The following is a 25,741-nucleotide window of genomic DNA, read 5'->3' on the forward strand; positions in this document are numbered from 1 at the left end:
ATTTTAAGAACGGAGTGAAAAGATGCAGGCAATTATTAAGCTAGGTACCGCAGCCTTAAATGTTTTATATTTTTTCATAAAACTTTTACCGGTAAAAAATAAAGTTGTCATGATATCCCGACAGTCAAATACACCATCCATAGATTTCATCTTGTTGAAAAAAGCTCTTCAACAACAAGATGCATCCGTCGATGTCGTGTTTTTATGTCACACCTTAGATGGCGGATTAAAATCATCGTACAAAGATAAAATCAAATATGCCTTTCATATGTTGAAGCAGATGAAAGAGATTGCCAGCAGTAAAGTGGTCGTCTTAGATACCTATTGTATCGTCATCTCCCTTTTGAAACATAGACGTTCTTTAAAAATCATTCAGATGTGGCATTCGATAGGAACGATGAAAAAATTTGGTTATACCGCATTGGATACGGCAGAAGGAACAAGTACGAAGATTGCGAAGGCCATGCGCATGCATGAACAGTATTCCTATGTATTCGCCAGTTCCCCTGCTTATCAAGCCGATTTAGCAAAGGGATTTCATTGCCCTGAAGACATTGTACGCATTTATCCTTTGCCAAGAGTGGATATCTTAACCGATGCTTCTTATAAACAAGAAATGCGTAAAAAGCTATATCAAAAATATCCAATCTTGAAAGAAAAGCAAGTTATTTTATATGTTCCGACATTTAGAAAAAAGGAAACGATGATGCAGACATATGTTGATAAACTGTGTGATGCCTTATATGATGATCAGATCCTAGTGGTAAAACGGCATCCATTATCAAAGCTGACGATTCACAATCCACATGTATTGGTTGATACTTCCTTTACCTCCTTTGATATGTTGTTTGTTGCCGATGCTGTTATCAGTGATTATTCTTGTATTATTTATGAAGCGGCTTTATTAAATATCCCTCTGTATTTTTATAATTTTGATATGCAAAATTACACCGGTAAACGAGGTCTTGCGATTGACTATGAAAACGAGCTTCCCGGAGTCATCAGTAAAGATCCTAAAGTCATTATTGATGCTATTGAAAAAGAGCCGTATGATATGGATGAATTACAACGCTTCTGCAAAAAATATGTGGTATATGATGGGAACACCAGTCTTCATATTGCCGATTTTATATTGAATTTGATGAAAGAAGGAAACGATGCACATGAATAAAGTTATCATAACCGATATGTATTGGCATAATATTTATCTGACATTATCTTTACAAGGGGATGCCATCAAGGACTGCCATTTTTATGTGACGGATTTAAAAAAAGTATATCCTCTAGAACAACCTGTAGACAATAAGCTGACGATAAATATGGTAAACATTAATGAAACCAAACTTTTAGATAATGGGAAATGGTATTTTTATTATGAAAAAGATCATGAAAAATATTATCTCAGTATCACAGCGGCATGTGGATACAAACTGGAACAATTGGATAAGCTGTATCGTTATGGCCAAGAATGCTATGCCTATGCCATTAATTTTCAGATTAGCGATATAGCGGTTTTACAGAAAAAAGCGCCGCAGACTCCTTCGGTCATCCATGGGGATGAAGAAGATTTGATTTTATGTGCCTTTACCACCTATATGAAAAGAAATGACCATCCCAATCGAAAAGATGTGCGCTTAGAATCAAAATCCTTGAAACAAGGATGCCGAAAAGTAGCTTTTATTCTTACCAAAGCGGCGATCAGAGGGATTTTTGCGGTATTAAGCAGCTGTCGTAAAAAGGATGGCAAACATGTGCTCTTCATGTCTGAAACAAGAACACCGATTGGCGGTAATTTAAAAGCGATTGATGATCGTATGAAAGAACGCGGCTTAGATAAAACTTTTAAAATAAGTTATTCTTTCTCAAAAACCTTGCAGCAAAGCAAGTTTAAAACTTTTTTTACATGGTCAAGACTGTTGTGGCTCATTGCGAAACAGGACTATATTTTTGTGGATGACTATGTCCCTATTTTTAAAACGATTACTTTAAGCTCTAAAACAAAACTGATACAGGCATGGCATGCCGGAGTCGGCTTTAAATCGGTAGGATATTCACGTTTTGGAAAAGCCGGCTCACCATTACCGAAAGATTCATGTCATCGTAAATATGATTATGCCTTAGTAGGCAGTAAAGGCTTAATTCCGGTATATGAAGAAGTTTTCGGAATTGATCGTTCGCACTTTTTAGCAACCGGATTGCCACGTTTGGATAATTATTTAGATGAAGAACGTATAAATGCTTATAAAAGGAAATTCTATCAGGATTTCCCGGAATTAAAAGGTCGTAAGATCATCATGTTTGCGCCAACCTATCGAGGAAATACGCAAAGTGATGCATATTATCCATTTGATAAGATTGACATGGATGGTATTGCAAAGCTTTGTGAACAAGACTATGCCTTTATCTTTAAGATGCATCCTTTCATTCAGGAAAAAGTGGATATTCCTGTTGCTTATGCAACCTATGTGAAAGATCTGTCACAATATGGTGATATCAATGATATGTTTTATATTACGGATATCTTAATTACAGATTTTTCAAGTAATATTTATGAATTTGCGTTACATAAAAAGCCAATCATTTTCTATGCGTTTGATAAAGATTATTATCAGCTGCGCCGAGGGGTGCATCGCAGTTTGGATGATGCGTGCGGTAAGGTGTGTACAACGTTTGATGAGATCTTATCGACCATTCGTAATAAAACTTTTGAAATGGAAAAACTGGCTGCATTTATTGAAGAATGCTTTGATACACATGAGAAACTGTCGAGTGATATCGTGATAGACAGCATCCTTTTACATGAGAAAGGCGAGAGGTGTTGAGTATGGATGAAAGAAAACTGACAATTGTATTGACGATGCAGAATGGGGTAGAAGGGCTAGCGAAAACATTCGAAAGCCTGCGCCAACAAAAAGAGAAAGCTTTTCAGCTTATCCTTGTCTGTGCGCCAAAAGATAGGGAAACAGTTGAAAAAGAAGCATTGTCATCTTTTCATGCAAAACTTATAGAAAGTGATGCCAACATGCGAGGAGCCTTATTGAATCAGGCGATGCAATATGTTGATACAACTTATGTGATGTTTATGGAAACCGGCGATACGATGAATCATCATTTTATCAAGAAAGCAATGAAAGTAATGGAAGAAAATCCTGCCGCTACCTTTGTTGTCGGTAAATCCTATTGTAATAACCCATTGATGACAAAAACACGCAAACAGCACATTTTAAGTAAACTTTTTATTGAAGAAGACACTGTCTATGATCTGTCACAAGAGTATTCTGCTTTACATACCGCTTTAGATTCTTCCATCTTTCATAGTGAAATGATCAAACGGATAGGATTTAATGAAACCCTGCCATTTGAAGCAGGCACCGATATGGTGATGAAGCTTTTATTAGAAAAACCGGTTTATGCCACCGTAGCAAAAGCGGAATATGAATACTTTGCGCCACGTGAAAATCAAGTGCTTTATCATGTTCCATCCCATGATGCACGCTGGTATCATGAATCTTTGCAGAGCTATCTTTTCCCATTATTAGAATATGCGAAAAAAACCCAGAAAACGATTCCGGCCTTTTTACAAAATTATTGTGTCTATTATGTAAATTGTCGGATGATGGCCAATAAAGATAATCGCAATAAAAAAGTCGTCTTAGGGAAAAAACTAGATACGTATTTAGACTTAGTCCAAACATTATTTCTACAAATTGATGATTATTATCTCTTGAATCAAGATGAATTGTCCTATATGACAAAAAATCCAGAGATTCGTTGCATGTATTTGCGTATCAAATATGGAAAAGATCAAGTAGCATACACCTATCAAAGTGTTTTGGATGAAGAGAATGAGCGGGATGTAGAAATGTGTTTTCATGGTTTGCGCATCTCTTCTTTGAATAAACATCGCTTTACGATCAATGTTATGAATTACATTCAGGGAAAGGTTTGGATCGATGGTTCATTGATCAGTATCTTTCAGCATGGGAAGGTAGAATATTACGCAAAATTTAATGGGAAAGAATATCCGGTAGTAGATACTGATGCATATTCCTTAACAAAATACTTTGGGGTCCCAGGATATCGCCGTCTCACATATCATCTGGAATTTCCTTTAGATGAGAAAAAAACAATGCAGAGAATTACCTTCTATGCCCGCATTCAGGGAGAAGAATATCAGATGAAGATTTCATTTGCGAATCATTGGGCAAAACTATCCAAGACACCGCGGTATTCCTACTGGCGCTTCCATAAATATTTATGTCATCATGCCGATAATGGTATTACCATTAAAAAAGCGACGAAGACAAATGTCATAAAACGAGAGATACAATTTCAATTAAATTTAATTAAAAACCATCATAAAAAGGATTTTGCGGCCTTAGGCTTTCGTTGGTTATATTGGATCACGTATCCATGGTATAAGAATAAACGCATTTGGCTCATGCTAGATAAGCTGTATAAAGGCGGAGACAGTTGTGAGTATTTATACCGCTATAGTGCCAAATTTGATGATGGCATCACGAAGTATTATTTGATTAATGAAAATACAAGTGATTATCGAAAGTTGAAGGAAGATGGCTATACGCCTTTAAAGAACGGCTCGTTAAAGCATAAACTTGTTTTTGTCCACGCCGATATTGTCTTAATAACGAATTCTCATTTATTCCCATTTAATGGCTATAATAAGAGTACTTCTAAATATATCAGAGGCTTATGTAACTTTGGCTCCATGTGTCTGCAGCATGGATTATCGGTGCAAAAGTGTGCAATCGCCCAGCGCCGTATCATAGATAATACCCTGATGTATTTTTTAGCAAGTAAGTTTGAGTATGAAAATTTATCAAAACATGCTTATGGCTATCAGGGATTTGATATTTTGAAGTTAACCGGAATCGGACGTTATGACGGCTTAATTAATAACGATAAGAAACAGATCTTATTATCACCGACATGGCGTATGTACAACGCCTTGCCTGTAACAACCAGTGAAGGTGAACAAAGAGGCTATAATCCGGAATTTAAAAATTCAACATATTTCCATGTGTATAACAATTTAATCAACAATGAACGTTTGTTACGTTGTGCAAAAGCTTATGGATATAAGATTAAATTCTTGCTGCATCCAATCTTAAGTTCGCAGCTTGAGGACTTTACCAAAAATGATGAATTAGAAGTTATTCCTTCCGTTGGTGATCTGAGCTATGAAAAAATCTTAACCGAATCCAGCTTAATGGTTACCGATTATTCCGGTGTGCAATTTGACTTTGCGTATATGCGAAAACCGATCGTGTATTTCCATCCGGATGTTTTGCCGCCACATTATGATGATGGTATCTTCTTCTACGATACGATGGGCTTTGGTGAAATATGTACAAAGAGTGAGCAGCTGATTGATATGTTATGTGAATATATGAAAACAGGCTGTGTCATGAAGGAGGAGTATCGCAAGCGCGCAGATAATTTCTATGCTCAAAATGATCATCATAATTGTGAGCGAATTTATCAGGAAATTATGAAATTCCAGAAACAAATCGACATCGATAAGCTGCGTGTTTAGATGATATATTACGAAATCGTCAGTTGTTAGAACCTCTGTTTAGGAGTATAATAAGGCTGATGAAAACAGATACAAACGAGGAGGATTCATATGAATATAGCAATCATTTTTGCCGGTGGCAGCGGGGTACGCATGGGTGCCGGAATGCCAAAACAATTTTTAGAAATCAATGGGAAACCAATCATTATTCATACCTTGGACAATTTTCAAAATAGTCCATCCATTGATAAGATTTATATTTCTTGTAAAAAAGACTATATCACGACATTACAAGATCTGACAAAACGTTTTGCGATTACGAAGGTGTGCGGCATTGTGGAAGGTGGAAGCAACGGACAGGATTCCATCTATCGTGCATTGCGTGCAGCGGATGCAGAAAATGACAAGGATGCCATCGTTTTGATTCATGATGGCGTACGCCCGTTTGTCAGTGAAGAAGTGATCCAGAAAAACATAGAATGTGTAAAACAGCATGGTAGTGCTGTTACCTGTACCTCTTTCTTTGAAACACCGATTTTAAGTAAAGGCGGCGAAGAAGTAGAAGAGATGCCATTGAAAAAAGAAATGTTTACAGCACAGGCACCACAGAGCTTTTACTTAGGCGAAATCATGGAGGCGCATAAGAAAATGCGGGAACTAAATCCAGACTATGTTGATATCGCCGATTCTTGTAACTTATATAAAAATCTGGGTAAGAAAATGTACATCGTTGAAGGAAATCGCGGTAATATTAAAGTAACGACGCCAGAAGATTTCTATATTTTACGTGCATTATTGCAATATCGTGAAAATGAGCAGATCTTAGGCTTAAAATAGATTGAGGAGGCTAGGCTACTATGAATCCAATAGTAAAAGAAGATTTACAACGTATCTGCGCACAGGATATCGCTTGGGATAAATTAAAAGATGCCGCCGTTTTGGTTACCGGTGCCAGCGGAATGGTAGGAACCTATTTTGTGCGAACCGTTTTAGCATTAAATGAAACAAGAAAGATGAATGCTACGGTTATCTGCGTTGTGCGTAATCCCAAAAAGATACCGGAAGATATAGCAAACAATCCGGCCGTAACAATTGTGGCACATGATGTTAGTAAGCCGATGGTATATGATGGAAAGGTTGATTATATCATTCATGCCGCAAGCCCGGCCAGTCCATTGATCATGCGCGAAGATCCGGTAGGTACGATTGCGGCTAACACACTTGGAGCTTTCTATACGCTAAGTTTAGCGAAAGAGAAGAATGCCAAAGGCTATATGTTTATTTCTTCCCGCGAAATTTATGGACAGCCAGATGAAAACCAGGAATTCTTCTATGAAAATACGTATGGTCTTGTGGACCCATTAGATGCTAGATCATGCTATCCTGAAGGGAAAAAAGCGGCTGAAACCATGTGTGCTTCCTTCCATAAGCAGTATGGTTTAAATACGAAAATTGCACGATTAGCCCATACATATGGTCCAGGCATGTCCATTTATGATGGCCGTGTCCAGGCGGACTTCTTGAAGAATGTCCTATTCAATGAAGATATTGTATTAAAAAGTGATGGATCCAGTGTGCGAACTTACACCTATATCGCAGATGCCATTGCCGGAATGTGGCGCATTTTACTAAATGGGGAAGAACTGGCATACAACATTGGAGATGAAAACGGAAAAGTTTCTATTCGTGAATTGGCTGAATTGTTAGTGAAGATAAATCCCGAGAAACATTTAAAGTTATGCTTTGATATTCCTAAGGATGCGAACACAGGATGTGCACCGTTTACCATGGGAATCTTATCGAGTGAACGCTTGCGCGAGCTTGGTTGGCAACCACTTAACACAATTGAAGAAGGATTTACAAGAACTTTACGTTATTTGGAGTATGAAAAAGCAAACGGAAGATTATAACAACTTAAGTCTTATTGCTGCCATGATCTTATAAGATTGGTAAGCAATAAGACTTTTTCTTTTCTTCATAAAAGATTGGGTTGTTCCTATCGCGTGATTGTTATCCTCATATAGAAAGAGTAAAAAAGATAAGTAATTAAGGAAAGTTAAGATGTGTCGTATGAAACTAGGAGTATAATGCAGGTGGCAGGTGGTCATATGAAAGTAATGAAGAAGGGTATGGTATTGTTATGTGTATGTTTTTGTTTCTTCTTGAAAGGGAATACGCAAAAAGAAATCTTTGCGGAAAATCTCGATCAATGTACAACTGCACAAAGTGATGGAATCCAAGGCTTTTATGAAGAAAAAGAGAATAGCTTAGATATCTTATTTCTTGGTGATAGTAATTTTACTCGCTCCATCAATCCTTTGATCGTATGGAAACAAACAGGCATCATCTCCTATACACTGGCAAGTGCGACACAAACAATATGGACCAGTACTTACCTATTAAAAAGCGCCTTGCGCTATCAAAAGCCAAAAGTGTTGATTATTGACGCAAATTTATTTCGTGCCCAAAATGAAGGAAGATTAGCGCGTAATTGCGCGGCAATCAATGCCATGAAACCAGAGAAAGAACGCATGCAAGCTATACGACATTTGCTTTCTTATACGGATACCAGTATGGATGAACAAACCAAAGCAACGTTACTTCACTCCTATGTAAGAGATGTCATACGAAAACGTTTGACGCCAACTAAACAGCAACTAGATAGTAAACATACAACACATGGCTTCATCATGAATACCAAAATAGAACCATTCTATGATCGTGATTATATGCACAATAATGAACAGATAACAGAGCTTGATGCAATCAATCAACAAGGGGTGAAAGAGCTGATCAGACTTGCGAAAGAACAGAAAATGCAAATCTTATTGTTGCGCGTACCGGGTGCTCGAGAATGGTCCTTTTCCAGAGCGCGTTTGGTAAGTAAATTTGCTGAAAAAGAACAGGTCGATTATCTGGATATGAACTTAGAGCCCTATTCATCTAAGATCAACTGGCTAACGGACACAAAAGATGGCGGTTATCATATGAATGTATATGGGGCGGAGAAGGTAAGTGGCATGATCGCCGCTTATATTCAGCAATCTTATGGTATCAGCGGCAATAAAGACAGCGAAGTGAACAAGCAATTTCAGAGGGATTATAACCATTATCAAGATAGGAAACAGTACAATCAAAAGGAAAAAATTGAGAATGATTTTACCTAAAAAATAAAGAAAGCCTTTACAGTTGAATGAATTCACACATCTTTCGCATAATGAATATAGTAACTGTATGCATTTCTTAATTTCATTTGTAATTAAGAGACAAATATTGTAAAATTAATATGTTACTGAGAGGAGTAAGCGAGTATATGATAAACGAATTCAAGAACAAGAAAGAGTTTCAAGAAGAGTTTAAAAGAAGAATTATTGAACGCTACGGCCGTTCTATCGAACAGGCGCACATAACAGAAAAATACATGGTTTTAGGGGAAATGGTTAGAGATTATGCCAGTGTTCACTGGAACGACTCTAAGAATGCCATCGCAGAGAAGAAAAGCAAGCAGATGTACTATTTCTCTATGGAATTCTTAATGGGACGTCTTCTGACAAACAACCTGATGAACCTCGGTATCTATGATTTAGTCAAAGAAGGTTTAGCTGATCTGGATCTGGATATTAATGAACTTGAAAACCTGGAAAGTGATGCAGGATTAGGAAATGGAGGTCTGGGAAGACTGGCTGCCTGTTTCCTGGATTCTTTAGCATCTTTGAATTTACCGGGCAATGGAAACTGTATTCGTTATGAATATGGATTATTTAAACAGAAAATTGTAAATAATGAACAGGTAGAAGTACCTGATCAATGGCTGTCTTTAGGTAACGTTTGGGAAGTGCGAAAACCAAAGCATGCAGTCAATGTTAAATTCGGCGGTCATGTGGACATGTGGATGGGAGAAGATGGCAAGGCGGTTGTAAATCATGTGCCAAGCTTGGTTGTTCGTGCGGTTCCATATGATGTACCTGTGGTTGGCTATGATACGAAACTGACCAATACGTTACGTCTGTGGAGTGCAGAAGTTGCCGATGATGCATGTGATGCAGCTAACTTGAATGAATATGTAAACGAAGTTCGTGAAATCTGCCGTAATGTTTATCCGGATGATTCTACAGAACATGGAAAATTATTGCGTTTGAAACAGCAATATTTCTTTGTTGCGGCAGGATTAAATAACATTATAGATGCGCATTTACGCGTATATGGAACATTGGACAACTTTGCGGAAATGAATGCCATTCAGTTGAATGATACCCATCCGGTATTGTGTATTCCGGAAATGATGCGTATCCTGTTGGATGATTTCCGTTACGAATGGGATGATGCTTGGAAAATCGTAACAGAAACGATGGCATATACGAATCATACTGTTTTAAGTGAAGCATTGGAAAAATGGCCGATTCAGTATGTACAAGATTTATTGCCACGTATTTATATGATTATCGAAGAAATCGACCGTCGTTTCAAATATGCCTGCTCTCATGATTTAGGACGTTCTGATTTAATGAATGAATGTTGTGTAATCAAGGATGGACAGGTGCATATGGCAAATCTTGCCATCATCGGTTCGCACAGTGTGAATGGTGTTGCGGCTTTGCATACTAAAATCTTAAAAGAAGATGTAATGAAGAACTTCAATGATTTATATCCTGGCAAATTCAACAATAAGACGAATGGTATCACACATCGTCGTTGGTTGTTGTATTCTAATCCACAATTAACACAGTTGTTAGAAAAGACCATTGGTCCTGCATTCAAAAAACATCCTGAAAAATTAGAAGATCTGATGAAGTATGTAGATAACAGCGAAGTTCAGAAGAAATTCATGGATGTGAAGATGGAACGTAAGAAAATACTTGCGAAGTACATTAAGGATACCTTGAACATTGACATTGATGTAAATTCCATCTTTGATGTACAGGCAAAACGTTTACATGCTTATAAACGTCAGCTGTTAAATGTGATGAACATTATTCATCTCTATTTCCGTATGAAAGCAGATCCTAACTTCCGTATTTATCCTAGAACCTTTATCTTTGCCGCAAAAGCAGCACCTTCCTATACCTTTGCGAAGGAAGTTATTAAGCTGATTCACTGTGTGGCTGATAAGGTAAATAACGATAGTGATATTAACCGTTATATGAAGGTCGTATTCATTCCGAATTATGGGGTATCCATTGCGGAAATCCTAATGAATGCTGCCGATGTATCAGAACAAATTTCTACAGCCGGTAAAGAAGCAAGCGGTACCGGTAATATGAAGTTTATGATGAATGGTGCGATTACCTTAGGTACGATGGATGGTGCTAATGTGGAAATCGTAGAACGTGTCGGCTATGAGAATGCTGAAATCTTCGGTCTTCGTGCAGATGATGTGGCCTTGATTCGTCATGAAAATTCTTATGATGTTTGGAAAAAATACAATCAAAACGGTGATATTCAGAAGGTTGTCAATAGCTTGGTAGACAGTACCTTCTCAAATGATCCTAGAGATTTCAAGCAGATTTATAATGAACTGATGTTCAAAAATGATGAATATCTGTTGTTGGCAGACTTTGAAGCTTATGTGCATGCGCAGGGCAATATTGAACAGCGCTATCGTAATGCAGAAGCATGGGCAAGAATGTGTCTGATAAATATCGCACAGTCTGGCTATTTCTCAAGTGATCGTACGATCCATGAATATGCACGTGATATTTGGAATATTAAACCGGTGACGGTTAAATAAGAAAGATTTTTCCTTGGAAATAATCAACTGGGAGGTATGGCAATTGCACTATTTCGCAATCGTGTCATGCTTCCTTTTTTATGCTTAAATTTACTCATGTGGCTATTTTTTTCTTCATAAACACGGGAAAGAACGCTTACCAAATACATAATTTCAAGCATTCACATAAATGAGAGGCGATAAGCTTAATTCTGTTGTGTACTATTACTACATCCCAGCTTATCAAAAAGGATAAGTGCGGTAACGAACGCTCACGCAAAGAGGTATCCTGTTCCCTTGATGCATAAAGGGGTTATTATGAAGTGTTAATGATGGAAAAGGGCATAGATACACGCATGCCTTGAGGATACTTGCTTTATAAAAAGCTGTATTTGCAATTTTATGTGAATTTCGTTAAAATAATAGGCAACAGAAAAGGGGTAATGAAGATGGAGTTAAAAGAAAAGTTAATCACAAGTGTTGAAAAAAACTTAGATACTTATATGTCCTATGTACAACATATGTACGATCATCCGGAAATCGGTAATGAAGAATTTGAAACGATGGAGTTGTTAAGTGAAGGGTTATTATCTTTTGGTTTTGAAACGCAAAAGGCTTTCGTTGTGCCAACTGGTTTTCAAGCAGTGTATAAAAGTGGCAAGGCAGGTCCGGTAATTGCATATTTATGCGAATATGATGCTTTGCCGGAAGTGGGACATGGTTGCGGACATAATTTGATTGCGGCAACATCCATTGCTGCGGGAGTGGCCCTAAAAGAAATCATTGATGATATTGGCGGAGAAATACGTGTGATAGGAACACCGGCAGAGGAGAATTTCGGTGGGAAAGTGTCTATGGCGAATGCGCATGTTTTTGACGATGTGGATGTGGCGATGATGATTCATCCAGATACGGAAGATGGAGTCGGGGGCAGAACTTTGGCATTGTTACCATTGAAGTTTGAATTTTATGGTGTAAATACACATGGTTGTTCACCTGAGCATGGAAAATCAGCCTTGGATGCAGCGGTTATGAGCTATATCGGCATTAATCTGCTACGCCAATATGCACTGCCAAATACATATATTCACGGTATTATTCGTGATGGTGGTGAAGCTGCCAATGTCATTCCGGCCTATGCCAGTTTGGAATATTATTTCCGTGGAACCTCTATGCAGTATGTAAAAGAGCTCAGTCAGCGAGCAATTGATTGTATTGAGGGAGCTTGTAAAGCGAGTGGCTGTACCTATCAGGTAACGACATATGAATGCCCTTATGAAGACTGTGTCATAAATTATACCTTATGTGATTTGTTGAAAGAAGAATATGTGGCATTAGGCAGAACGGATGTGAAACCGGTAGATGAGGTGCCAAATGGCTCTAGTGATATCGGAAGTGTCAGCTATTGTTGCCCGGCATTGCATGGCTATATCAAGATTGCCGATGCATGCGTCAATGGACATTCAAAAGAAATGGCAGCAGCTACCATTCATGAGGCAGGAAGAAAAGCTTTACGTGATGGTGCCATCGCATTGGCGAATCTTGGAAGAAGATTACTCATGGAAGAAGATTTATTACGAAAGGTACAGGATGAATTTCATAAAACGCTGAAACGTTAAAGGAATCATCCTTTTTCTAAGGAACAATATGAGGCAAGATGCAACTGCTTAGCAAAGATGTAGGCATGTATGCATACAAACGATGAAAAGATGCCGTTAGCTTTTTTAGCCGGAAATGATATTAAAATAAGGTGCTTTGCTAGGAAATTCCACTTGAGAATGATAAAAAGAAGAAAGTCTGTTATAATAAGGTCAAGGTGATAAAATATGCGACAACAGAAATATTATGAAGCTTATCTGGATGACTTTGATAAGATAACTGTATTTATGTCTCGTAACAGCTATGAAGGTGTCAGTAATAAGTTTTATTTGAAAGACACCAGAGGACATATTTATGATCTCCATATTCAGTCTATTGAAACAACTCATAGCAATTACAATAAATATACGTTGGCTCTTTATGATTCAATTGAAATAGGAAATGAGTATTATGTAGTGCATCAACATGCACGCGCTACCGTTTTACAATACAGCGCTGTTGTAAAAACAGCGAAATTTGATGAATTGTTTTATTATGATGGGGATGATTTAGGTTATACGTATAATGAAAAAGCCACATCTTTTGCATTATGGGCACCTACAGCTTATCGTGTAAAGTTAGAAATCATGAAAAATGATGTTACGTATACGTATGAGATGAAACGTAGTGAACATGGGGTATTTCGTTATTCGATATTAGAAAATTTAGAAAATGCGACCTATGTATACCTTGTCAGAGTAAATGGCGAATGGAAAGAGACCATTGACCCATATGGTGTATCTTCCATAGAAAACAGCAGACGTTCGGCTATTGTTGATTTGGCAAAGATTCGTGTAAAGGATTATCCTTTACCGCCATTGCAAAGTTCATGTGATGCAATTGTGTATGAGACAAGCGTGCGTGATTTTACGATGCAAAGCAATATCGGAGTAAGCTGTCCTGGAACTTTTCGTGGATTTGTGGAAGAAAATGAACAAACAAAAAGCATGCAGACGGGTTTTTCTTATTTAAAATCATTAGGCATTACACATGTACAGCTGATGCCGGTCATGGATTTTGGATCTGTTGATGAAATTTATCCATTATTACATTACAATTGGGGATATGATCCGGTCCAATATCGGGTCTTTGAAGGCAGTTACAGCAGTGAACCGAATAACCCTTATAGCCGTATATTTGAATTTGTGAAACTGGTGGAAGAATGCCATAAAGCAGGCATTCGTGTCAATTTAGATGTAGTCTTTAATCATGTATATGATAAGGAAGAAAGCTTCTTTGACAAGACGGTCCCTAGTTATTATTTTCAGATGAATGAGCAAGGCGATTTTTCTAATGGTACTTTTTGTGGGAATGATGTAGACAGTAAACGTCGCATGTGTGCTAAATATATTATCGATGCTTGCAAATTCTTAGTAAAAACTTATCATATCGATGGATTGCGATTTGATCTCATGGGCATTTTAGATATTGATACCATGAATGCCGTCTATCGGGAATGTTGCGCAATTAATACAGATTTTATGATCTATGGGGAAGGTTGGGATATGCCAAGTTTCTTAGATTTCCGTCAGCGTGCAAGCATTGGCAATAATGCTCAAATGCCATTTATCGCACATTTCTCTGATCGTTTCCGAGATGTTGTAAAAGGCCGCACGGCAAGCAATGAAGTGAATGTAAAAGGATATTGCAGTGGCGCATTGTATCTGATTGATATTATGAAAAACTGTTTAAGTGCCAGCTGTACAAATGAAGGAATGGAAGCTATGTTTGCCAATCCTCGAAATGTTGTGAATTATGTGGAATGTCATGATAATATGACTAGCTGGGATAAATTGAAAGAATGCTGTAAGGAAGATAGCAAAGATATCCGCATCGCAAAGCATAAGATGATGATTGCGGCGGTTTTACTAGCACAAGGGATTCCTTTCTTACACAGCGGTCAAGAATTTGCCCGTAGTAAGCATGGATTACCAAATACGTATGAAGAAAGTGATGAGATAAATAAAATAGATTATCTGCGTCGGAATCAGTATCAAGACATCGTGGAATGTACAAAAGAGCTGATTAAGCTGCGTAGAACACATGCCTGTCTGCGTTATTGCCGCAAGGAGGATGTAGAACAGCATGTGCATTTTGATACCATCCAAAATAAGGCATTGATTTACAAACTGCTAGATGATACAGAAGAAATGATCATTCTGTTCAATCCTTCACAGGAGTATTTCACTCACGATATGAATACGGCTTATAAATTATTGTATTACAATGGCAAGGCAGAGGATATTTTGATTCAGAAAGTAAATGTAGAACCATACAGTGTCATTGTCTTTACCAGAAAGCTTTGATGAAAAAAGCGTCTATTGTAAATGTACCTAAAGTTTCCTTTAAGTGATGCTAGTGGTATGTATGACAATAGACGTTTTATTATGAGGGGTAAGCTTTTTATAATAAAAGGTATCTAGATATATGCTATCTAGTATGGGCATATACATCCTTTCCGAATTGTCGTTTGACATTCAAACTTCATCTGTTATAATATAAAAGCAAATCAGGATTGTTTGATAACCTGAAATGTAATGATAAGCCGTACACGAAAGGGAGGGTTACCTATGAAAACAGCGATTGTAACCGACAGCGGAAGCGGATTAAATAAACAACAGGCAGATGCTTTGGGTATCTATTATCTGCCATTGCAAATTATTGTAAACGACAACATGTATCTGGACGGGGTGGATATCCAGGTAGAACAAATATATGAGATGTTGAAACAAGGTGAAATGCCGACAACATCAATGCCGCCAATGGGAATCATTGAAGAATTATTCCATAAATTAAAAAAAGATGGATATGAAGATGTAATCGCGATACCTTTAACAAGTGGCTTATCTTCAACATCCAGCGTGATGCATGCAGTTGCGAAAGAATGTGAACTGAAGCTGCATATTATTGAAACGTATTCTACTTGTAATATACAGTGCTACTTAGCAAAATGCGCGCAGCAGTTAGTAAAACAGGAGGTTGCGGCAGAAGAAATAGTGAAACGCTTGCAGGATAGTGTGGCACATAGTGATACATTGATCATTCCTAACGACTTACAGCATTTAAAACGTGGCGGAAGATTAACACCGTTAGCAGCTGCTTTAGGTGGTTTGTTAAAAATTAAGCCTATTTTAAAGCTGGATGAAGGTTCACAAGGTAAAATTGATGTATTTGACAAGGTGCGTACGATGTCAAAGGCGATGAGCAAAGCCGTTACTACATTTCAAGAAACAAAGCTTGATGATGCGTATACCTTAACCGTTTTACATAGTGGTTCAGAAGAGGAAGGGTTAAAGCTGAAAACTTTGATGGAAGAGGCTTTCCCTGGAATGGAACTCTATTTTGGGCTCATTGGTGCTGTGATTTCTTGTCACACCGGGTTAGGATGCTTGGGTATACAATACATCCGCAAAGTTAAAATGTAAACATTTGAGGAGGAATGAGGAAGCCTCCTCTTTTTACGTGCCATCCCAAGAAGAATGACAACTTCTGGCGAATGGCTTTTCATCTTCTATGAAATAAAGTATAATATGTGTTAGATATTGGAGGGGTTTACCATGAAAACAGCGTTTGTGACAGACAGTGGAACAGGTAAAACAGTTGAAGAATTAGCAAAGGAAGGTATTTTCAGCGTACCTTTACAGGTGAGCTATGACAATACAAACTATCAAGATCTGGAAGAATTAAGTATTGACCGCATTTATGAACTTATGCGTGATGGGGTGATGCTATCTACATCATTGCCTTCACTTGGGAAAATTGAAGCTTTATTTGAACATTTAAAAAATGATGGATATGAACAAATTTTCGCCGTACCGATTTGCAGTGGACTAAGCGGTACGATTAACGCTATGGAAATGTGTGCCAGAACAGTAGGTTTAGCATTTGCTTATGTTGATTGTCATGTTACGGCGGTGGTACAGGAATATATGATAAAGACAGCCAAAAGGCTGCATGAAGAAGGCAAGACAATTCAAGAAATCAAAGATGTGTTATCTCGTATCGTGGATACGACAGATACTTTGTTGTTGCCTAATGATCTACAGCATTTAAAGCGTGGCGGAAGATTAACACCGTTGGCCGCAACCTTAGGGGGATTATTAAAAATCAAACCAATTCTGAAAATAAATAAAGAAACCAATGGAAAAATTGATGTTGTGGATAAGGTCAGAACCATGCATAAAGCAATGGATATGGCGATTGAAATCATGCGTAATGAGCATGTGGATGATAGTTATATGATAACAGTCGCACATGCGGATGATGCAGTAGAAGCAGAATATTATATGAATAAGATCAAAGCAGCCTTTCCTAATGCAAAGCATCAAATCATTAAGCTGGTAAGTGTCGTGGGAGTACATACCGGCAGAGGCTGTCAGGCTGTACAATATTTTAAAATGATACAGGAGTAAGGAAAAAGACCAATAACTTACGTGCTAAAGATTAGAATAAACAGGAGAAGATGAAATCAATCAAATCCTGTTTTTTCATGTGTTTTATATGAAAGCCATGTGCCCAAAAGAACTTTTTCAAGCCTTTTTTAAAAGTTAGTATTCCAATAATATCGTGTCAAGCGTTGAAATAAGGTTTGGGTTTCTCATTTCATCAAAACCTAGATGCATGTTAAATTATTGATCTTATGTTAAATGGTTTGCCTTATAATTTTCATTTTTTCAGTGAAAAAAAGAGCAAAAATCTGATTATCAGCATAATCACAGGGATTTTAAGTAATATAAACGAAAAATAAAAGAAATTTACCACTAATTTACTACGATTGAAAGAACCTTGATACGACAAAGAAAACAGCATAAAAAAGCAAAAATGGCATTTCATACAGAATATGAGATGTCTTTTTTGTTGGTACGATACAGCATAAGTATTCTTTTTCTGCTTGACTATTAATCATTTTTTAGAACATGAATTGTCAAGAGCCTGTTGCGTAAGCAATGCTTGCACTCTTGATAAGACATGGGATAAAAAATATTATGACAGATAGCAGAAAAGTAATGACTACATACTGGGTAAATGTTATAATCTTATTGAAATATAAATAAATTTTTTAAACAATTTGTTTTTTATCTAAGGAGGTTTTTTATGTTTGGCTTTGGAAAAAAACAGAATAAATCTTTATTCATAATGGGCACAGATTTTCGGTATATTGATAACTGTTCCTTGTTGTTTGGATATACCTTATTTACTCTCTGGTGATTTAGTTGAAGTTACAGGCGAAGTCACACAAGGCTCAATGTCTGGAGAAAACTCTAATAGTGAAAGAAGAATACATATTAGAGATGATAAAACGAGAGAAGAACATTCATTAAAGTATTGGGGAACAGGTAGTGATATAGGGGATAAAATAACTGTAAGATATTTACCACATACAGAATATGGATATGTAGTTGAGTAATATGAAAAATTCCCGTTTTATATTATGCTATATTATTAGTTGTAGAGACGGAGTGATCCAGACACGGTGGCAGGAAAATCTCTCGGATTTTTCTGCCATGTCTTGCAAGTGGCTGGTTCACTTCGTCTGTGAGTGAGCCTGTGGCGAGCGAAGATTAAGCCCCCGTTATCTAACAAGGGGGGCAGAAAAAACAAAAGACAATAGACATTTACAAACGTAAAACGTTGTATTTACAAGGTAAAACTGCATTTTATAAGGTGTGATATAAAAAGTATCTATTTCACATGGCAAATATATAAACTTATCAAGGAGGATTATATAAATGAATATTGCAATGATTTTAATAGGTGTTCTTATTTTTCTTTCTTTTCCATTTATTGTTTTGCAAAAAATCAAAAAAACGAAACAAGAAGATACATACGAGGCAAAGAAAAAATTAAATGTATTTCTTATTTGTATAATGCCTGTTCCAGTAATAGCTATTGTGCTTATTTTACTTGGTCTTAAAGCATTTATATAGTAAACATCGGAACTTTACAAGTGAAATGAGGGACTCTATGGATAAAAAGGAACTTATAAAACTTTATTTACAAAATGTGGATAAAATGTTCGGATATGCCAACATGGACGCATATATTGATGAGCGATTAAAGAAATATATGAAATACTGTCAAAGTAAAAAGCAAGAAGAACAAATTATTATATGGCTGAAATTATTGCATGAAAATTTCGGAAAAAAGATTGTTTATTTAGGAAGTTATCTAGCATTACAAGAAAAGGATATGAGCTACTTAAATAATGCATTCAATTCGGCAGTAACATGGGGACAACTCACAATAACAAACAGCAGTTGCGACCATTCCATTTACGCTTGGAATGTTTTACCGCATATATTCTGTGCAAACCGCTTTCGTGATATTGAAAATATATTTCCAAAAGAAAACGGACTTAGTAAGAATGGGTTAAAATCTGCGTGCAGTATTACAAATTTAGTGATGTATCTGTATTATCAAGAACCTGCGTGGAAACAATATGTGATTGAAGAAAGCAAAGGATTTTTGCAAGGAAAACATACATCAGAAGAAATGGCAGTGATAAGCACTTTCCTTTCATTGTTTGAAAAAGATTGGGAGAAATTTTCATTGGAATTAGCTAATCTCTGTAAAGCACATAAAAAATCAAAAGATTATGGCGAAAATCCGTTTACAAGAAAAATTTCCTTTTTTGCATTTGGATTGTATAACTTTGCAAGGTACTTGTATAAAGAAGAAGCGAAAAATATCATACTTCCTCAAAACGAATTTTTATTCGAGGATTTTAGAATTTATCAAGAAAGCAACAATTATCAAACGGGACAATCGTTTTGCGTTTTTGAAGAACCGCTATTGCTGTTGAATGATCTTGAAAAAATTGATTTACCGATTATGCACTTAACAGCGGGTAGAAAAAGGACTTTAGATATTGAAAATTACAGACAAGAAGTGATAAAGAAAATACAAGCACTTCATTACAATCAGGGCAGTTAGTCTTAGGATTGAAGTGAACCCATAAAGTTGGACACAGATTATCACACCCGACTGATTAAGGATTGATTCCTATATTGTATAGGAGTTAATCCTTTTAATTTTACTGTGATTCTTTGTGTATTATAATAAAAAGCTAGGAATTAAATCGATTTAACTCCTAACTTTATAATACAAAAGTCCCTTTTATAGGGACTAATCATGATTGCCATGACGACGGTTTTGATGATGTGTTTTCTGATTGCTCTCATGTGCAGTATCACTATGACAGCCTTCAGGTACAGCGGTATCATCGTATTGTTCTAATAGCGCATATAATTTTTTCATACTATAGTTTGACAATTCTTCAATTGTATAAGCTGCATCATAAGAACGTATTTGTTCAATCACACGATATTTGCCCTGACTTGTATGATGCGTCTTGGCCGCTTCATGTGTCTTGGAATCAATAGATGCACAGTGATATCGTTTTGCCGTAGCATTGCTTTTCAGATAAGCGCCAATTTCTTCCTCTAGACTTTTTTGCAGAGCTGCATCATCGGCATAGATACCGACTTCCAAGATACCATTTGCTAAATATTTCTGATAGGTAGCATTCGCAAATAATAAAGTTAATGCCTCATCAAGTTCTTTGTTTTTAAGATCAATGCTCGCTAAAATCTGTTTCGCATCTTTATTGTAAGCTTTTGTTTGTAAAATGCGATGTTGCGCATCCACAGATAATTCCATACTTGGATTCACATCTAAGGTGATGGTTGAGGCAATGGCTGCCGGTGAAGTTGGTTTTGTTGGAAGATCATCAACTTTCCAAGGCTGCCAAAGCATAACCAACAAAACACTGATCGCACATACGAGTGCTCCTTGCCATATTGGCAATGTTTTCTTATGACGTTGTTTTGATAAAACATACTGTAATGTTTTTTCTTTCGTTTCTTCACTGGCATGCAGCTGATCTAAGTCTTTTAATGGATTAGTCAAGATCATCACCTCCCAGCATGATTTTCAAATCATCTTTTGCTCGTTTCAGCCAGGTATGAATCGTATTTTCTTTCTTTTGCAGAATATCTGCAATTTCACGAATCTTATAACCTTCATAATAATATAAATAAATAACATTGCGATAATTTGGTTTCAAATGAAGAACAGCATCCAACATTGTGGAATGCATAGAAGTAACACTGGGTGCATAACTTTCCAATTCATCACTCAAAATGACCTTACGGCGAAACCATGTAGTTAAAGTATCATGACATTCATTGATGGTCACCCTAATCAGCCATGCCTTTTCATGTTCATCATCATGAAAGCTTGATTGTTTCGCATATTTCAAAAAGACAGATTGAAAAACATCATCCACATCACTCTCCTGTTTCATATGGATAAAACAGATTTTGCGAATCATGTCCGCATAACGATGAATCGCTGTCCTCAATTCCTCTTCACTTCGCATGGTTTCCTCATCCCTTATTCTTAGTATACTGAATTCTAATTGTTTTGCCTAGTGGTGATTTCCGTGATATCCTCTATTACAAGCAGTGTGATTACTTCTTCCGCTACGTGTTTGTTTCATTTGGTAGTTTCCTTTGTTTGGACATGGTGTCTGTGTACGATGTTGCTTTTGACAATTTGGGCATAAGGTTTGGTTGTTGTTTTGACACTGTCCATTCTCGTTAGCGCAAGGCTGCTGATTTCTACTTTGCGAAGAATCATTATTGCTTACTGAACGCGTATTTGTAGTATTTGTAGACACCGTTGTTGGCGTAAGAGGGCTTTTTTGTTTTGGGGTGGCTATTTTCACAGATGCCTTGTTTTGAGATATCGCATGGTGTGTTTCTTTATGCTTTTGTGTATTGTCACAATGTTCATGTGTTTCATAACCATGATGAACACCAAAATGTGGAAAGGTGTCAGCTTTTGCCTTCAATAAAGTTATTGAAAGCATAAGGGTGGCAGCGACTGCAATCACGACGACTGTTTTTTTCTTCTTCATAATAAATTCCTCCTTGTGTACCTTGTACACCTATAACACGATGCTATTTTATAAAACCTTTCAAATTTATTATTTTTTTTAAAATAATGCGATTCAGAATGCGAAAAGTTAGGCGAAAAGGTCATACTAATGTATAATAGTAGTTGTTTGGAGGTAGAAATATGAGCCATGATTATATAGATATAAAAGGTGCCCGTGAGAATAATTTAAAAAATATCGATATTAAGGTACCACGCGATAAATTTGTCATTATGACCGGAGTATCCGGTTCAGGAAAAACATCTTTGGCATTTGATACGATTTATGCCGAAGGAAGACGACGTTATGTGGAGTCTTTAAGTGCTTATGCCCGTCAATTTTTAGGCAATAGTGAAAAACCGGATGTAGACTCTATTGAAGGATTATCCCCATCCATTTCCATCGATCAGAAAACGACGAGTAATAATCCGCGATCAACGGTTGGAACCGTAACGGAGATTTATGATTATTTGCGTTTGATGTATGCCCGAATCGGTGTACCGTATTGTCCTACGCATAATGAACCTATTACATCTCAGACAATTAAACAGATGGTAGATAAAATCATGGAGCTGGAAGATAAGACACGTTTAACGATTTTATCACCGGCCGTCCATGGTCAAAAAGGGACGCATAAGGATTTATTTGACCATTTACGTAAAGAAGGGTATCTTCGCGTGCGAGTTGATGGTGAAATGAAGCTATTGGAAGATGTCGAGGCATTAGAGAAAAATAAGAAACATAATATTGATGTTGTGATTGATCGTATCGTAAAAGGAAGCGATCGTTCACGGTTGCATGATTCATTAGAAACGGCATTAAAGATGAGTGATGGCTTGGCAGTAGTTACGTATAACCATGAAGAAGTCTTGTTTTCCAGTAATTATTCTTGTAAATATTGTGGGTTTAACATTCCTAAACTAGAACCTCGATTGTTTTCTTTCAATGCACCTTTTGGAGCATGTGATACATGTAAAGGGTTAGGTATTACCCAAAAGGTTGATGTTGAATATCTGATACCGGATCGTACAAAATCCATACGTCAGGGTGGTATCGTTTATTATAAGAATATTGTTAATACGGAAAATCTGGAATGGCAAAAATTTGCGGCTTTATTAAACTATTATGATATCAGTATTGATAAACCAATCAAAGATTTTACCAAAAAAGAATTGGATATTGTCTTGTATGGTTCTAAAGATCTGATCTCTTATAAACTTGAATCACGCAGTGGGAATGTGATGAAAAAAACGGAGTTTATCGAAGGTGTATGTACCTTGATCGAACGACGTTATATGGAAACCAGTTCACAGATGTCACGGGAATGGTATGCGACCTTCTTAGCAGAAGCACCATGTCCGACCTGTGGCGGGCGACGTTTAAATGAACAGGCTTTAAGCGTGCGTGTCGGTGGCATTAATATTTATGAATGGACGACGATGTCAGTGCGTCAGGCAGCTATCTTTATGGAAGAATTAACACTGACAAAACAGGAAGAAGAAATTGCCAAATTAATCGTAAAAGAAATACGTGAACGTTTGAGTTTCCTGAATAATGTCGGCTTGGGGTATCTGACCTTAGATCGTTTAGCAGGTACTTTATCCGGTGGAGAAGCACAGCGCATCCGGTTAGCAACGCAGATTGGTTCTCACTTAAGTGGGGTATTATATGTGCTGGATGAGCCTAGTATCGGATTGCATCAGCGTGATAATGATCGTTTGATCAATACGTTAAAGGATATGCGAGATCTTGGAAACTCCTTGATTGTTGTTGAACATGATGAAGATACTATGCGGGCAAGTGATTATATCATCGATATCGGTCCGGGTGCCGGAATTCATGGCGGACAAGTTGTTTCTGCCGGAACACCGGAAGAAGTAATGGCGGATCCTAATTCCATTACCGGTCAGTATTTAAGTGGTAAGATGAAAATTGAAGTACCAAGTGAGCGACGCAAAGGTAATAAGAAAAAGTTAGAGGTCATCGGTGCTTGTGAAAATAACTTGAAAAATATCGATGTGCAATTTCCTTTAGGAACCTTTATTGTTGTTACCGGAGTCAGTGGCAGTGGGAAATCATCACTAGTGAATGAAGTCTTAAGCAAGGGCATCATGCATGAATTAGGAAGAACGCGTATCAAAGCAGGAAAGCATAAGAAAATCAAAGGTATTAAGAACATTGATAAAATTATTGATATCTCACAGGACCCAATCGGTCGTACACCACGAAGTAATCCAGCGACTTATACCGGAGTCTTTGATGATATTCGTGCCCTGTTTGCACAGACACCGGAAGCAAAGATGCGTGGTTATGATAAGGGACGTTTCTCGTTTAATGTAAAAGGAGGACGTTGTGAGGCATGTCAGGGAGATGGTATCCTACGTATCTCCATGCATTTCTTGCCAGATGTTTATGTACCTTGTGAAGAATGTGGCGGTAAGCGTTATAATGATGAAACTTTACAGGTTACTTATAAGGGAAAAAACATCTATGATGTTTTGGAAATGAGCGTGGAAGAGGCAATTGACTTTTTCGCAAATATGCATAAAATTAAACATAAGCTGCAAACCTTAAAAGATGTCGGTCTTGGCTATATTAAGCTGGGGCAAAGTGCAACTACATTATCCGGCGGAGAGGCACAGCGTGTGAAATTAGCAAGTGAACTACAGCGTAAGGCTACTGGTAAGACATTGTTTGTGTTGGATGAACCAACGACTGGTTTACATAGTCATGATGTCAAACGTTTATTAGAAGTATTACAGCGCATTGTATCCAATGGAGATACTGTTTTGGTTATTGAACATAATCTCGATGTTATCAAATCAGCTGACTATGTGATCGATATTGGTCCGGAAGGCGGAGATGAAGGTGGAACGATCATCGCATGTGGTACGCCGGAAGAAGTTGCACAGGTGGAAAACAGCTATACAGGACAATATCTGAAAAAAGTTCTGTAGGAAAGGATGTCATCATGGAAGAAAAAATCAGCTGCCCGGTACGTCGTTTAGTGGAAGCATTTAACTTTGAACAGATTACCGGAAATGATAAATCATTGGATCGCCCGATTTCCATCGCGGATACAAATCGTCCCGGTCTTGAATTGGCAGGATTTTTTGAAAACAGTCAAGTAAAGCGACTGGTGGTATTAGGCGATAAGGAAATCGCTTATATTCAGACGATGAGTGTCGCAAAACAGCGAAAATCCTTTGACTTTATTACCAATGAAGCAACTCCGGCATTGATTATCACAAAAAATCATGAATGCCCGGAATTATTACGAAAATGTGCAAAGCGAAAGAATTTTCCGATCTTTCGCTCTGCTTCACCGACTTGGCGCTTAATCGTCGATATGGTAGCTTTTCTGGATGAACAACTGGCAACCAGTGAATGTCTGCATGGCGGTTTGTTATCCATTTATGGAAAAGGTGTGCTCATTCGCGGTGAAAGTGGCATGGGAAAAAGTGAGATTGCTTTGGAATTGATCAAACGCGGACATTTATTAGTTGCGGATGATCGTGTGGATTGTTATCGTATTCATAATAAGATTATTGGTAAATCACCGGAATTATTAAGAGACATGCTGGAAATCCGTGGTATTGGTGTAATTAATGTGGCACGCATGTTTGGCGTAAGTTCGGTATTGCCAAAAACAGAAATCAACTTTCAGGTTACTTTAGAACCATGGGATCCTGATCAGGATTATGATCGTGTTGGCATAGAAGATAAAAAACACGAAAACATCCTCGGCGTAGAAATACCGAAAATCGTTGTTCCTGTGCGTGAAGGACGTTCTATGGCAGTGATTATTGAATCTGCCGTGACCAACTTCATGTTGAGTGAAATGGGTATGGACAGCGCAAAAGAATTTGAACAACGCGTTTTAGATTATATTGAACGCAATAAGCAAGAGAACTAGGAGGGG

Annotated in this window: 19 protein-coding genes and 1 pseudogene; 16 read left to right on the plus strand and 4 right to left on the minus strand. The window is 37.3% G+C overall.

Annotated features, from left to right (window positions below; genetic code table 11):
• Window positions 1-22: 22 nt before the first annotated feature.
• The 14 genes from AC1VS3_RS05610 to AC1VS3_RS05675 all read left to right on the plus strand — a co-directional run bounded on the left by AC1VS3_RS05610 (window position 23) and on the right by AC1VS3_RS05675 (window position 19,814).
• Complete coding sequence (locus tag AC1VS3_RS05610) at window positions 23-1,171, plus strand: CDP-glycerol glycerophosphotransferase family protein (protein WP_117547943.1); 1,149 nt, start codon at window positions 23-25, stop codon at window positions 1,169-1,171.
• Window positions 1,164-2,822, plus strand: coding sequence for a CDP-glycerol glycerophosphotransferase family protein (locus tag AC1VS3_RS05615; RefSeq protein WP_481275541.1), 1,659 nt, complete (start codon window positions 1,164-1,166; stop codon window positions 2,820-2,822). Before AC1VS3_RS05610 ends, AC1VS3_RS05615 begins: the two co-directional genes overlap by 8 nt.
• Before the next feature lie 2 nt (window positions 2,823-2,824).
• Window positions 2,825-5,557 (plus strand): bifunctional glycosyltransferase/CDP-glycerol:glycerophosphate glycerophosphotransferase, encoded by a 2,733-nt coding sequence (locus AC1VS3_RS05620; RefSeq protein ID WP_481275542.1) that lies wholly within the window; start codon window positions 2,825-2,827, stop codon window positions 5,555-5,557.
• A gap of 90 nt (window positions 5,558-5,647) precedes the next feature.
• Window positions 5,648-6,373 carry an IspD/TarI family cytidylyltransferase gene (locus AC1VS3_RS05625; RefSeq protein WP_119983434.1) on the plus strand — a complete coding sequence of 242 codons (726 nt, stop codon included), beginning with the start codon at window positions 5,648-5,650 and terminating at the stop codon, window positions 6,371-6,373.
• Window positions 6,374-6,393: 20 nt separating this feature from the next.
• The gene (locus tag AC1VS3_RS05630) at window positions 6,394-7,446 is read left to right on the plus strand and encodes an NAD-dependent epimerase/dehydratase family protein (protein WP_008978206.1); all 1,053 of its coding nucleotides are present in this window, start codon (window positions 6,394-6,396) and stop codon (window positions 7,444-7,446) included.
• A gap of 198 nt (window positions 7,447-7,644) precedes the next feature.
• A complete protein-coding gene (locus AC1VS3_RS05635; protein ID WP_481275543.1) occupies window positions 7,645-8,703 on the plus strand; it encodes a hypothetical protein in 1,059 nt (352 codons plus the stop codon).
• 146 nt (window positions 8,704-8,849) lie between these two features.
• Complete coding sequence (locus AC1VS3_RS05640) at window positions 8,850-11,264, plus strand: glycogen/starch/alpha-glucan phosphorylase (protein ID WP_119983436.1); 2,415 nt, start codon at window positions 8,850-8,852, stop codon at window positions 11,262-11,264.
• Between the two features lie 428 nt (window positions 11,265-11,692).
• On the plus strand, window positions 11,693-12,862 hold the full coding sequence (locus AC1VS3_RS05645) for a M20 family metallopeptidase (protein ID WP_196029812.1): 1,170 nt from the start codon (window positions 11,693-11,695) through the stop codon (window positions 12,860-12,862).
• Window positions 12,863-13,069: 207 nt separating this feature from the next.
• Window positions 13,070-15,187: a type I pullulanase gene (pulA, locus tag AC1VS3_RS05650; protein ID WP_196029811.1), complete on the plus strand. Its 2,118-nt coding sequence runs from the start codon at window positions 13,070-13,072 to the stop codon at window positions 15,185-15,187.
• Between the two features lie 264 nt (window positions 15,188-15,451).
• The gene (locus tag AC1VS3_RS05655) at window positions 15,452-16,306 is read left to right on the plus strand and encodes a DegV family protein (RefSeq protein WP_008690561.1); all 855 of its coding nucleotides are present in this window, start codon (window positions 15,452-15,454) and stop codon (window positions 16,304-16,306) included.
• Window positions 16,307-16,438: 132 nt separating this feature from the next.
• On the plus strand, window positions 16,439-17,293 hold the full coding sequence (locus AC1VS3_RS05660; RefSeq protein WP_132225438.1) for a DegV family protein: 855 nt from the start codon (window positions 16,439-16,441) through the stop codon (window positions 17,291-17,293).
• 767 nt (window positions 17,294-18,060) lie between these two features.
• Entirely contained in the window at window positions 18,061-18,288 is a 228-nt protein-coding gene (locus AC1VS3_RS05665) for a hypothetical protein (protein ID WP_226896999.1), read from the plus strand.
• A gap of 322 nt (window positions 18,289-18,610) precedes the next feature.
• Window positions 18,611-18,808: a hypothetical protein gene (locus tag AC1VS3_RS05670; protein ID WP_008690564.1), complete on the plus strand. Its 198-nt coding sequence runs from the start codon at window positions 18,611-18,613 to the stop codon at window positions 18,806-18,808.
• 37 nt (window positions 18,809-18,845) lie between these two features.
• Window positions 18,846-19,814 (plus strand): hypothetical protein, encoded by a 969-nt coding sequence (locus AC1VS3_RS05675; RefSeq protein WP_481275544.1) that lies wholly within the window; start codon window positions 18,846-18,848, stop codon window positions 19,812-19,814.
• Window positions 19,815-19,855: 41 nt separating this feature from the next.
• Here AC1VS3_RS05675 and AC1VS3_RS05680 read toward each other — a convergent pair.
• The 4 genes and pseudogenes from AC1VS3_RS05680 to AC1VS3_RS05695 all read right to left on the minus strand — a co-directional run.
• A pseudogene (locus tag AC1VS3_RS05680) lies at window positions 19,856-19,939 on the minus strand (IS3 family transposase); the annotation flags it as partial.
• Between the two features lie 67 nt (window positions 19,940-20,006).
• Window positions 20,007-20,795: an anti-sigma-I factor RsgI family protein gene (locus AC1VS3_RS05685; RefSeq protein ID WP_481275545.1), complete on the minus strand. Its 789-nt coding sequence runs from the start codon at window positions 20,793-20,795 to the stop codon at window positions 20,007-20,009.
• A complete protein-coding gene (locus tag AC1VS3_RS05690) occupies window positions 20,782-21,261 on the minus strand; it encodes a sigma-70 family RNA polymerase sigma factor (RefSeq protein ID WP_008690567.1) in 480 nt (159 codons plus the stop codon). Before AC1VS3_RS05690 ends, AC1VS3_RS05685 begins: the two co-directional genes overlap by 14 nt.
• A gap of 48 nt (window positions 21,262-21,309) precedes the next feature.
• The gene (locus AC1VS3_RS05695) at window positions 21,310-21,801 is read right to left on the minus strand and encodes a hypothetical protein (protein WP_117547956.1); all 492 of its coding nucleotides are present in this window, start codon (window positions 21,799-21,801) and stop codon (window positions 21,310-21,312) included.
• 161 nt (window positions 21,802-21,962) lie between these two features.
• Here AC1VS3_RS05695 and uvrA point away from each other — a divergent pair, with 161 nt between their 5' ends.
• Both uvrA and hprK read left to right on the plus strand, forming a co-directional pair.
• A complete protein-coding gene (uvrA, locus tag AC1VS3_RS05700; protein WP_117547957.1) occupies window positions 21,963-24,776 on the plus strand; it encodes an excinuclease ABC subunit UvrA in 2,814 nt (937 codons plus the stop codon).
• Between the two features lie 14 nt (window positions 24,777-24,790).
• On the plus strand, window positions 24,791-25,735 hold the full coding sequence (hprK, locus tag AC1VS3_RS05705; RefSeq protein ID WP_008690570.1) for an HPr(Ser) kinase/phosphatase: 945 nt from the start codon (window positions 24,791-24,793) through the stop codon (window positions 25,733-25,735).
• The last annotated feature ends 6 nt before the right edge of the window (window positions 25,736-25,741 follow it).

It is taken from the genome of Longicatena sp., assembly GCF_982403165.1.